This is a genomic window from uncultured Methanobrevibacter sp., assembly GCF_947169325.1.
GTDB lineage: Archaea > Methanobacteriota > Methanobacteria > Methanobacteriales > Methanobacteriaceae > Methanocatella.
The window spans coordinates 1-13,544 of the sequence record NZ_CAMVPN010000073.1 but is presented as its reverse complement, the minus strand read 5'-3'; the positions used below and the strand labels follow the sequence as shown (position 1 = coordinate 13,544).

The 13,544-nt window shown below is 34.7% G+C and carries 3 protein-coding genes; all 3 read right to left on the bottom strand.

Annotated elements, in window-relative coordinates:
- Positions 1-445 precede the first annotated feature (445 nt).
- The 3 genes from Q0W26_RS09485 to Q0W26_RS09475 are packed head-to-tail and all read right to left on the bottom strand — an operon-like array spanning position 446 to position 13,479.
- Positions 446-1,318, bottom strand: a complete 873-nt coding sequence (locus tag Q0W26_RS09485; RefSeq protein WP_298524426.1) for an aldo/keto reductase — start codon at positions 1,316-1,318, stop codon at positions 446-448.
- Positions 1,319-1,347: 29 nt separating this feature from the next.
- A complete protein-coding gene (locus Q0W26_RS09480) occupies positions 1,348-3,024 on the bottom strand; it encodes an MATE family efflux transporter (protein ID WP_298524423.1) in 1,677 nt (558 codons plus the stop codon).
- 15 nt (positions 3,025-3,039) lie between these two features.
- A complete protein-coding gene (locus tag Q0W26_RS09475) occupies positions 3,040-13,479 on the bottom strand; it encodes a non-ribosomal peptide synthetase (protein ID WP_298524420.1) in 10,440 nt (3,479 codons plus the stop codon).
- Positions 13,480-13,544: the final 65 nt, after the last annotated feature.

The window sequence follows — 13,544 nt, the reverse complement described above, 5'->3', positions numbered from 1 at the left end:
TGGAATGACAATCGCAAAAAGGATTTTGAAAATCAACAAAGTTTTTGAAAGAGTCTTTAAAATCATTTTTCATTATCTCAGCAATATTTCCCATATCTTTTCTACCAATATTATCATCCAATATTAGATTAAAAGTAAAAGGAAGTTTAAAGTTCCAAAATCTCAATAGAAATATTAATTTCATCAATAATGCCTTGAAATAAGAAATAAATATTTACCTAAAAGAATATGGACAAACATTCCTCCACTATAATATAAATTTTATAAAACACTTTATAAAACATTTTCTATGAAACCAATATTTAATCTCTTAACATTTTCTAAAAATATCCAATGTAATTCAACAATATTTAAAAAAAATGTAATATGCTTAAGATTAAACAAAACAAAATCAGTTAACATAAATCATGAAACATCAACATATTACTCAAAAAATTGAAGAGATTTAGAATAAAGAAAAACTGAATTTCGAATCAGATATTACCTCTGAATTGAACTCTTCAGCAGTTTCAGGATCATTATAATCATTGAAAGGACTTTTGCCAGTATCCAATTCTTTAATTTTTTCAATATCGTTTTTATCTAAACTAAAATCAAAAATATCAATATTTTCTTCCATCCTATTTGTTTTAACAGACCGGCATGAGAAAGGAATATCCCTATCAATCAACCATCTTAAAATTACCTGCACAGTGCTTTTTTCATGTTTTTCAGCAATTTGTGAAAGAATTGGATTTTCAAATAAATTATTTAACCCCTCAGAAAGAGGGCCCCAACTCTGATGAGCCACACCCAAATCCTTCATGACTTCATTAGCTTCATATTGTTGGAAATATGGTGTTGTTTCAACCTGATTAACTTGAGGGACTATATCAAAGTTCATAGCCAAGTCAACAAGACGTGCTGAGTCGAAATTTGAAACACCAATTGACAATACTGTTCCTTCCTTCTGCAAATCCTGAAATGCCCTATATGAACCATAATAATCACCAAACGGTTGATGAATAAGCAACAAGTCAAGATAATCAGTCTGCAAATCCTGCAATGTTTTTCTTACTGCTTTCATTGTTTTTTCATAGCCTGAATTGCTTACCCAATTTTTACTGGTCAAATATAAGTCTTCTCTCGGAATTCCAGATTCTTTAATTGCTTGGCCAACTTCTTTTTCATTATAGTACACCTGTGCATTATCAATTGAAGTATATCCTGCATTTAAAGCATTTAGGACTGCTTTTTTTGTCTTTCTAGGCTTTATTTCATAAACCCCATAACTTACAAAGGGTATTTTTTCGTCATTGTTCAGTTTTTTAAATTTCATAAGTATCAAATCCTGTATTACTAGAAATATTATTTGTCCATTACGTATTCAATAGTATTGAATCCTAAAACTTCTGCATATTTAAATAGATTTTCCGGGAAGTTGTGCTTTAGGTGTTCAAGGTTTTCCTGTTCACCATCGTATTTGATATCAACGTGGATATTGTCAGGATAATCGATAACCAGCATTTCCACATATGTGCCATGTTTGTTTGTATCAAAAATCATGTCAAAAATCTTATTTACATTATCACAGAATTTATCATCTGCATTTAATTTTTTCAAATGAACTAAACATTCTCTCCTAGCGTCCATATCATTGTCTGTCAAGACAAAGTTTTTGGTTTTATGGACCAGGTCATCTTCAACAAAGAAAAGCCCGCTGTATTTTGACTCCCTGCTCTGTATTATTTTAACACCAATGACGATAGCAATCATTGTGAATATGCAGGATATCGGAAATCCTAGCCACATTCCGTTAGGTCCGATTAGGTTAAATAATGCCACTACGGTAACCAATGGGAGTGCAAGTGTGAAGAGAACTGAAATTATTGATGAGAAAATTGGCCTTTCAATGGCTTCATAATAAAATACAAGCATGTTAGGAATCACTGATAGGATAAAGTAGAATGAGAACAATTTGAGAGCATTAATTGCAAATCCGGTCATTTCAACATGATTGAAATTATAAAGTGCCAAGAAGGCTTGAGGCCATATCCACAGAATCGCAGTCAATATTACTGCACAAGTCATTGTAATTATAAGAGACATTCTAATTAAGTGATTTAAATTTATATAATCGTGTTTTGTATAATATACCGGAACAATAGAGGTCAATGTTTCTGAAACTCCTATATCAACAATACTTGCGAGCACCAATGCATCCATACATAACATGTATGTGGCCAATCCCACATCTCCCAGAGCCCCCGCCAGGAAAATGTTCATAAAATAAACGAATATCACATCAAAAATACCCATACTTGCACCTGGAAAACCCACTTTAATCATGCGCCAGGTGGTTTTTAGGAAAGTCTTGACTTTAAGTGCTGAGCGAACAAAGCGGAATGTTCTTTTTGAGTTTTTGATGTATAATAAACATACCGCTAATCCAATTGCATATCCTATAAATGATGCAAGTGATGCGGAAGCCATACCCATACCAGAAGACAAAAAGACATAATCCAAGACAATATTGATTGCATTAGCCACTATAATAACTGCTGATGCCAAATTAGGCTGACCATCTACACGAACGTATTGAGTAAGTACTGCAGCAAGTGTAGATACAACAAAACATCCGTACAGATATTTGGAATAATCCATTACAAGTGGCTTAGTGGCAGCTGAAGAACCTAAGAATGTTGCAATTTCCCCGAAGAATAATAAGCAGAAAATTGCCATTATAGATGTTGCAACAAATGACACGACAAGTGATGTTGTAAAGTACCTGTTACTTCCATCAACATCAAATTCCGCTTTTTTATTTACAGCTATAATCTGCCCTCCAAGTCCAAATAACCATTCAAAAACAGTTACTAATAAAACCATAGGTTCTAAAACCTCAATTGCAGCAACTGCATTCGGTCCAATGAATGTTCCAACAAAAAATGAATCAATTACCGAACTTATGTTTAAAGCCATTACTATAAGTAAACTCGGCAATAACAATTCTTTAAATTTACTGTCTGCTATCTTAAAATTCATATTAATCTCCCACATTTAATCAAAATAATGTACCTCATTTAAATAACCTATAAATCTTTCAAGATACTCTTCATCACATTCAGGCCAGCTGAATCCTAATGAATTTAGAATATCAACTGTTTGATCTATTTTAACAATTTCGCCATAATCTCCATTAAACTCTTCATCTTCCATATCTTCTTCAAAGTCAAAGTCATCAATACTCAAATCAGCTGTAATCATTCCCTGAATGTTTTCGTTCATATTTTCCTCATAGATTTTCTTGAATTCCTCAGGTGTAACCTCATCAATTTCAAACCCGAATGAATTTAAAGCATCAAATATGTCACTGTTAGGGATAAGCTTATCGCTTACAGCATGGAATATCATGGATTCTTTTGGTGTTTTTGCAAGTGCTAATGTTGCTTTTGCCACATAATCAATCGGACTTAATTCAACAAGTTCTTCTGAAATTGGAGCAATTGTTGCCTTTAAGTTTTTAATGGCTTTAATGTTATTCAAGAAAGCGTTTGTGTCAAAGTTTTTCTGGAACCTACCATCCAAATAACGACCCATAAGGTTTCCTACCCTTATTATTTTCACATTAAGTCCAGATAAAGCTTTCTCAAGAACCATTCTTTCAGCAAGGAACTTACTGTTCAAGTACTTGTTGGAGAGGTCTTGTCCCCAATACAGTGTTGTCTCGTCACAGTGAACATTCTCAATGTCAGTATCTTCAGTGAATTCATCTAAAACACTGGTTGTTGAAATTTGAACATAATTGATGTTGTTTGCTTCTGCGAATTCAAGTCCATTGACTACACCATCAACGTTGACTCTGAAGATATAATCGTCATGAGTGTAGTGTTTTACAATCGCCGCACAGTTTATGATTGTGTCAATTGAGTAATCCTCAAGCTTTTTGAAGTCATCCAAGTTGGTAATGTCTCCCTCACTTAGGATTATGCGTGACCCGATAAGGTCTGTAAAGTCTTCATCAAAGTAGTAATCCATCAAGTCAATCAGGCGTTCTTCACAACTGTCGAATTTATCTTTTCTAATCATACAGTAAATGGTTCCTTCTTCATTTTTAATGTATTCATATAATACATGAATACCCATAAAACCTGTCACTCCAGTTAGCAGGACATTGCCCAACTCAAGATTTGTACCTTTTGCATAGTTTTCAAAGGTGTTTTGCTCAAGAAGCTTGTGTATTTGAGTGTAATCATAGTTTTCAATGATGTCAACATCCAGATCCTCTGAAATTCCATCACCAGACAGGAAGTCCGCTAATGCTCTTGGAGTTTGGTTTCTGAATATATCATCATATTTTACATTATAATCTTGCTTGAGCAATTCAATGATAAGTTTGGATGCAATAAGTGATGTTCCACCTATCTCAAAGAAGTTATCCTCTGCACCAACGATTTCAATATCAAGGATGGATGAATATATTGCACATATTGTTTGTTCAAGCTTGTTTTTAGGAGGAACATATTTTAATTCCAATTTAGGTTCCGGCAATGCTTTAACATCAGTTTTACCGTTAGGAGTTTGAGGCATCTCATCAATTTGCATGAACACTGTTGGAACCATGTATTGGGTCAATCTTTCAGATAAGTAATCTTTAAGTTCATCTTTGTTGATTTCCTCTTCAGCTGTGAAGTAAGCGCACAAGTGTTCATTGTTTCTGATTTCCTTGATTACAACAATATTCTGTTTGATGTTAGGGAAATTGGAGATATTTGATTCTATTTCACCTATCTCTATTCTCAGTCCTCTGAGCTTGATTTGATTGTCGATTCTTCCTTTGATGTCAATTTCACCATTTGGAAGTTCTATTGCATAGTCTCCGCTTCTGTAGTATGGGATGCCTTCAATTGTCATGTACACCTCTTCGGTTTTGTCAGGCATGTTGTAGTATCCTTTACCTACACCGACTCCACCGATGTACAGTTCCCCCATGACTCCCCGTGGGAGTAGTTTTCCGTCAATGTCCCTTACGTCAGTTATGTAGTTTCTTAAGGCCTTACCTATTGTAATGTTTTCAGGGTCGGTTACTTCCTTATAGTTGGAGGCAATTGTAATCTCAGTTGGTCCGTAACTGTTGTACACTTTAGCGTCAGAGTATTTTTTAACACCTTCAAATGCTTTGGCTGAGAATTGCTCACCACCCATTACAATACATTTGGCACAGCTGATTGCATCACAGAATTCCTCAAACTCAAGATAGGATAATAATCTTGACGGTGTGAATTCCATGACTTCTGGTTTTTCACGTTTGATTAGTCTGATTAGCTCAACAATGCTTTTTATCTCATCATCGTTTGCAAAGATTATTTTTATTCCGTTGGTTATGCCTGTAAGTATATCCTCAAGAGAAGTATCGAATGCAATTGTTGCGATGCTTAATAGATTTTTGTATTCACATTTTGGATTTGATTCTGTTTGGTTACATGCATTCTTGTGGCTGATCATTACACCCTTTGGATTTCCTGTGGAACCTGATGTGTAAATCATGTATGCCAAGTCATCACATGAAATTTCAACATCCGGATTTTCCTCATTGCCTTCCTCAAGCAATTCCCCAATAGATACTGAATTAAGTGCAAGGCCATCTACATTAATGATATAATCTGCATGACTGTTTTCATATATGTATTCGATTCTTTCTTTAGGGAACTTTAAATCGAGTGGTATGAATGCACAACCTGCTTTTAATACACCAATTATTGAAGCAATTAGGTCACTGGTACGAGGAAGCATTATCAAAATATTGCTTTTTGGGTTAACACCTTTCTTGATTAATGCATTGGCTATGCGATTTGCCTTTCTGTTAAGTTCTTCATAGGTCAATGAATCATCGCTTGCAACAAGTGCAATTTCATCTCCTTTGTTTGCCACTTGTTCCTCGAAACGTTTATGCAAGAATGGATTGACAACCTCCTCAAATTCAGGCAATAGCAAGTTAGGTGCTAGCTCAATTTCATTAACCCTTAATTTATCCATGTCATTAACGAAGAATTGGACCAGAACAAATTTAATTGCTTCAAGGAATTTTTTAACATAATCCTCACTATAAATTTGGTCATTATATTCTATATAAATTCCAATGTTTTCCCCATCATCATAAACATCCAAGTTGATTTTATAATCTGTTGCAACAGTACCGTCAAGCTCCTCCATAGCATAAGTGTTTCCATTCAATTCAAGATTATCGGTTTCAAATGCTCCATGATATGCATAGAAGAATTCAGGTTTCAATTGATAATCCTCTGAAAGTTTAGTGTATGAATAATTGCTGTGCACTAATGAGTCTTTCCATGATTTGTCAACAACTTTAATGAAGTCTTCAATCATCATGTCCCTTTTTGAACTGTCTACCATTATTGGAAGTGTTTTAACCAGCATTCCCTGAGTGTTGTAGTAATTGGAGTTTGACCTTCCATTGAAAATGGTTGTTATCAATGCCTTGTCAGAGAATGTGAATTTATTTAAAGCCAATAATGTGGCACTCATAAAGAGAACGTTTGGACTTATTGAATGGTCTTGACAGAACATTCTTACAAAGCTTGAACTGATGCCATCTCCGATAAGCTTGATTTCAGCCTCATCAGGGTTTCCATTCAAATTAGGGGTAAGTACTGTGGATTCAAATCCTTGAGAGAACTTATTTTTATAGAATTCTTTTGAAACTTCGTTTTCAGCAAGTTCCTCTTCAATTAAACTGTATGCAAAACCATCTACAATCTCGCTTTCGATTTCCTCACCATTATATACGCTGATAATGTCTTCAAAGAGAAGGTCCTGTGAAGCACCATCAGAGATAATGTGATGAATATCAAAGAACAGTACTGTTTCGCTTGGAGTCTTATAGATTTTGAATTTGAATAATTGATTGTCCTCAATTGGAATGTAGCTGATGTCATTTTCCATCATCTCTTCATTTGTAATTGAATCCACTTCAACAATTTCAATTTCATCAATTTCTATATCATCACATCTTTTTTGTCTTAATTCTCCTTCAGGAGTGGTGATTATTCTTGTTTTGAGATATGGATGTGTTTCAATAGTGTCAATTATTGCTTGTTTGAGTCTGAACGGATCAATATCACTGCCGAAATGTATTGCTGCAGGCATTGTGTACTTGATTTCCTGTGTCTGCTTACATTCATAGTAGATACCTAACTGGTTGGAGGTCAATGGGAATAATTCCATTGTCTCAGCAGTCTTGATAATTTCCGGAATGTCAATTTGAGTATCCATGCTGTTGTCTATTTTGTCTGCAAGACTTTGGATTGTAGGATTGTTGAACAGGTCAGTTATCTCAATGTTTACCTCTGTTTCATTATATATCATTGAGTTCAATTTCATTAATGTCAATGAGGTGAATCCTAAAGCGTATAAATCATCAGTAATACCGAATTCCCCGGCGCTTGTAAGTGATGAAACGAGTTTGAATAATTTCTTCTCGGTTTCAGTTTCAGGTTCAACGAAATCTAATGCCAATGAAGGTTCAGGCAATGATTTCATATCTGTTTTACCGTTCGGCAATTGTGGAATTTCATCCAGTTGCATGAAGACTGTTGGAACCATGTACTTGGTCAGCTTGCTTTGGAGGTAGCGTTTCAGGAGTTTGGTGTCAATTTCCTCTTCAGCAGTGAAGTAAGCGCATAGATGTTCGCTGCCATTCATTTCCTTAATTGCAACAACGACACGTTTGATATTAGGGAATCTGGAAATGTTGGATTCGATTTCACCGATTTCAATTCTCAATCCTCTGAGCTTGATTTGGTTGTCGATTCTTCCTTTAATGTCAATGTCTCCGTCAGGAAGTTCAATTGCATAATCTCCGCTTCTGTAGTATGGAATGCCGTTAATAGTTAAGTACACCTCTTCGGTTTTATCAGGCATGTTGTAATATCCTTTACCGACACCTGTACCGCCAATGTAGAGCTCTCCCATTACGCCTTGAGGCAGGAGTTTTCCGTCAATATCCCGTACATCCGTTACATAGTTTTGCAATGCCTTACCAATTGTGATAACGTTCGGATCGGTTATTTCCTTGTAGTTGGAAGCAATTGTTGCTTCTGTCGGTCCGTAACTGTTGTAGACTTTTGCATCACAGTACTGTTTTACTCCATTGAAGGCTTTGGCTGAGAATTGCTCTCCACCCATAACAATACATTCCGCACAGTCAATTACGTTACAGAACTCCTCAACTTCAAGGTAAGACAGTAACCTTGACGGTGTGAATTCCATGACCTGCGGTTTTTCTGTTTTAATCAAATGTATTAAATCAACCATATTCTTGATTTCAGTGTCATTAGCAAAGATTATTTTAATTCCATTGGTTAAACCTGTAAGGATATCTTCAAGAGATGTGTCGAATGCAATTGTAGCAATGCTCAATAGGTTGTCATATTCACATTTAGGATTTCCTTCAGTTTCGTTACATGCATTTTCATGACTGATCATTACTCCTTTAGGTTTTCCTGTGGAACCTGAAGTGTAAATCATGTATGCAGTATCATCCTTAGATATTTCCACATCAGGGGATTCTGCATTGTCCTCTTCAAGCAAGCCTTTAATATCCAATGATACATCAAAGGTTTCATTTGAGATAATGTAATCCGCTTCACTGTTTTCATAAATGTATTCAATCCTGTCCTTAGGATATTCCAAATCAATTGGGATGAATCCGCATCCTGCCTTTAGAATACCTATAATTGATGCAATTAAATCTACGGTTCTTGGAAGCATTATCAGGACATTGTGTTTAGGTTCGACTCCACGTTTAATCAAACCGTTAGCAACACGGTTACTTAACTCATCCAATTCACGATAGGTGTACTCTTTTCCATTGGATACCAATGCAATCTCTTCAGGTTTGCTTTCCACTTGCGCTTCGAAACGTTTATGGATAAATGGATTATCCAGAGGAATGAATGTTGGTGCTTTTCTACTGGTTTTAAGTTCAACATCACATATTCTGAATGTCTCAACATCATTGTCTATGAACTGGTTCAATACTGTTTCAATTGAATCAAGGAATGTTTTTACATAACCCTCAGAGTACAATTGGTCATTGTAGGAAATTCCAATATCAAGTGTGGTTTCCTGTTTAAGCACTGAAATGTCTATTTTATATTCTGTTTCTTCAGTTGCATCGGACAATTCATAGTTTTCATAATTCTTGCCGTTTATAACCAGGCTTTCAGATCCTGAACCCTCATTATATGCATAGAATATTTCAGGCTTTAATTGATATTCATCAGAGATACGAGTATATGGATAAATACTATTGTTAATAGAATCAATCCAGGTTTTATCTACATATTTAATGAATTTTTCAATGCTTTGTTGTCTGTTTTCATTTTTAATAATCAATGGCAGGGTTTTTACTAAAAATCCTTGAGTATTATAATAGTTAGGATTTGTTCTTCCGTTGAAAATTGTAGTAATTAATGTCTCATCACTGTAAGTGAACTTGTTCAGGCTCAATATCATTGCAGACATAAACAATGAATTGTGGCCGATTGAATGTTTTAAACAGAAATCATCGATTTTAGCTATATCCAATCTGCTATAAACGAATTTAATCGCACCATCTTCAGGATCACCATTAAGGTCAGGGGTTAAAACTGTTGAGTCTATTTCATTGGATAACCTGTCATCAAAGAATTTTTTAGCTGCATCATATCTTTCACTGTTTTGCAACTCCTTCTCGATGAGGCTATATGCATAACCGTCAACAATTTCCTTTTCAATCTCATTATTCTCATATACATTTCCAATTTCTTCAAACAGAACTGCCTGTGATTCACCATCTGTAATTATATGATGGAAATCGCTGAATAATAAGACTTCCTCAGGAGTTTTATAAATCTTGAATCTGAATAACTGCTCATCATCAAATGAAAATGCTTTTACATCATTTTTAATAATGTCTTCATCACTGATTGAATCCACTTCAACAATCTCAATTTCATCTATTTCAGCAGAAATGTTTTTATATTGTTTTATTGAACCGTCATCAGTTACAATTCTTGTTTTAAGATATGGATGTGCATCAATAGCTTTGATGATTGATTCTTTTAATTTTTCAGCATCAATGTCATGGTCAAACCTTGCAATGGCAGGCATTGTATATTTGATTTCACCAGGACTTTGCATGCACTCATAGTATACACCTAATTGATTTTCAGTCAATGGGAAGTATTCTTGACTATCTGCCAATTCAATAAGCTCATCTAATTTTGAGGATTGTTCCTCATGATTCAAAATCTCATCTGAAAGATTTCTAACAGTTGGACTGTTGAACAATATTGAAATGTCGAGGTTAACATTCATTTCCTTATAAAGCAAGGTGTTTAATTTCATCAATGTTAATGAAGTGAATCCTATAGCATATAAATCATCGGTAACACCAAACTCGTCGGTTCCAATTAACTCTGAAGTGATGTCGAAGAGTTTTTGTTCTGTTTCATTTTCAGGTTTCACATTTTCCAGTTCCAATTTAGGTTCCGGCAGTTTTTTGGTATCTGTTTTACCGTTAGGCAACTGTGGAATTTCATCCAGTTGCATGAACACTGTTGGAACCATGTAATATGTTAACCTTTCTTTAAGGAATTCCTTCAATGAATCATTATCGATTTCATTTTCAGCTGTGAAATAAGCACATAAGTGGTCGTTGTTGTTGATTTCCTTAATTACAACAACTGCATTTTTAACATTAGGGAATTTGTTAATGCTTGATTCGATTTCACCTATTTCAATTCTCAATCCTCTGAGCTTGATTTGGTTGTCGATTCTTCCCTTAATGTCAATGTCACCGTCCGGAAGCTCTATTGCATAGTCCCCACTCTTGTAGTATGGGATATTGTTAATTGTAAGATATACTTCTTCAGTTTTGTCAGGCATGTTGTAGTATCCTTTACCTACACCGACACCACCGATGTACAGCTCTCCCATAACTCCTTGAGGCAGGAGTTTTCCGTCGATATCCCTTACTTCGGTTACATAGTTTTTAAGAGCTTTACCGATTGTAATGTTTTCCGGATCTGTGATTTCTTTATAGTTGGATGCAATTGTTGCCTCAGTTGGTCCGTAACTGTTGTAGACTTTAGCATCACAGTATTTTTTAACACCTTCAAACGCTTTGGCTGAGAATTGCTCTCCACCCATAACGATACATTCAGCACAGCCAATCACTTCACAAAACTCCTCAACTTCAAGATAAGATATCAATCTTGAAGGAGTGAATTCCATTACTTGAGGCTCATGATCCCTGATTAATCTGATTAAATCAACAATATTCTTGATTTCTGAATCATTAGCAAATATTATTCTAATACCGTTTGTAATACCTGTTAATATATCCTCCAAGGATGTATCGAATGCAATTGTTGCAATACTTAATAAATTATCGTATTCACATTTTGGATTGGATTCAGCCTGGTTACATGCATTTTTATGTCCAATCATTACACCTTTAGGCAATCCTGTTGAACCTGAAGTGTAAATCATGTATGCCAAATCATCAGGTGAAATTTCAACATTAGGATTTGAAGTGTTTTTCTCTTCAAGCAATTCATAAATGTCCAATTCATTATCTGCTTTTCCGTCAGAGGTTATGATGTAATCTGCTTGACTGTTTTCATAGATATAATCAATACGTTCTTTAGGATATTCCAAATCAATAGGAATAAATGTGCATCCTGCCTTTAAGATACCAATTATGGTGGCTATCAGGTTGCTGTCCCTTGGAAGCATTGCTAAAATGTTGCTTCTTGGCTTAACGCCTTTTTTAATGATTGCATTAGCTATGCGGTTTGCTTTGATGTTAAGTTCTTTATTGGTTAATGTGGCATCTGTTGCAACAAGTGCAATATTGTCAGGATTTGATTCAACTTGTTTTTCAAAGCGTTTGTGGATGAATGGAGTTTCAACAGGGCTAAAAGTAGGTATTTCTTTGGTGGTTTCCAATTCCACTTCACCGATGCATAATTCATTGACATCATTTTCCATGAACTGATTTAAAACAAGCTGCATGGACTTGATAAATGTTTTAATGTAATCTTCACTGTATAATTCATCATTATATATTATTATGAAGTCAATTTTATCTTCTGAAACGTCTATATCAAAGTTAATCTTATATTCAGTTGCAGTTAAATCTTCTGAAATTAATTCTCTTTCTTCCCAAAGATTTCCATTTATTACACGAGGTTCTGAATCATAAAATTCCTGATATGTAAAGAATAATTCAGGTTTTAATTGATATTTTTCAGCAATACTTGTGTATGGGTAAATGCTATTGGCCATAGTGTCTTTCCAGACATCATCAATGCCGTTTATGAATTCTTTAATAGTTTCCTGTCTGTTTTCATTGTTGAATATCAATGGAAGTGTTTTTACAAGGAATCCTTGTGTGTCGTAATATAACGGATTAGATCTACCATTGAAAATTGTTGTAATCAATGTCTTATCACTGAATGTGTATTTGTTCAATGTTAATGTGAGAGCAGATAGGAATAATGCATTTTGACTAAATGAATTGCGATTACAGAATTCTTTAATCTCTTCAGCATCAATAGTATCAATAAACGCTTTTAATTTACCCTCATCAGGATTACCGTTAAGGTTTGGAGTAAGAACTGTTGATTCAACTTCCTGTGAAAGTTTTTCATCGAAGAATTCTTTAGCCTTATCATAAGTGTCACTGTTTTTAAGATTATCTTCAAGTAGACTGTAAACATATCCATCAACGATTTCCTCATTAAGGTCTTTTCCTTCATAAGCATTAGCAATATCGTCGAAGAAATTGATTTGAGACACACCATCAGTAATTATGTGGTGGAAATCAGTGAAGAGTACTGTTTCATCAGGTGTTTTATATATTTTAGCCCTGAATAACTGTTCATCACCAAATGAAAATGTCTTAACATCATTTTTAATAATTTCTTCATCGCTAATGGAATCGACTTCGACAATCTCAATTTCATCCATGGCAATATCATCACATCTTTTCTGTTTTAATTCACCTTCTTCGTCAATGACGATTCTTGTTTTAAGATATGGGTGGGTTTCGACAGTTTTAATTACTGCTTCTTTTAATTTATCTGCATCAACATCACTGCCCAACCTCATGGTAGTAGGCATGGTATATTTGATTTCACTCGGACTTTGCATACATTCGTAGTATACACCTATTTGGTTGTCAGTCAATGGCAGGTAATCCATGCTGTTTGCCATTTCGATAATTTCACTTATATTAGAGTCTTTATCGCTGCCTTCAATTTCAGCTGCAAGCTTTCTGATATTTGGATTATTGAATAATAGAGATATGTCTAAGTTAACTCCCATTTGGGAATATATCATTGAGTTGAATTTCATCAGTATCAATGAGGTAAATCCGACAGCATACAAATCATCAGTTACACCGAATTTATCAGTATTGATGAGTTCCACTGCAATTTCGAAGAGTTTTTCTTCAGTTTCAGTTTCAGGCTTAATGTTTTCCAGGTCAAGTTTTG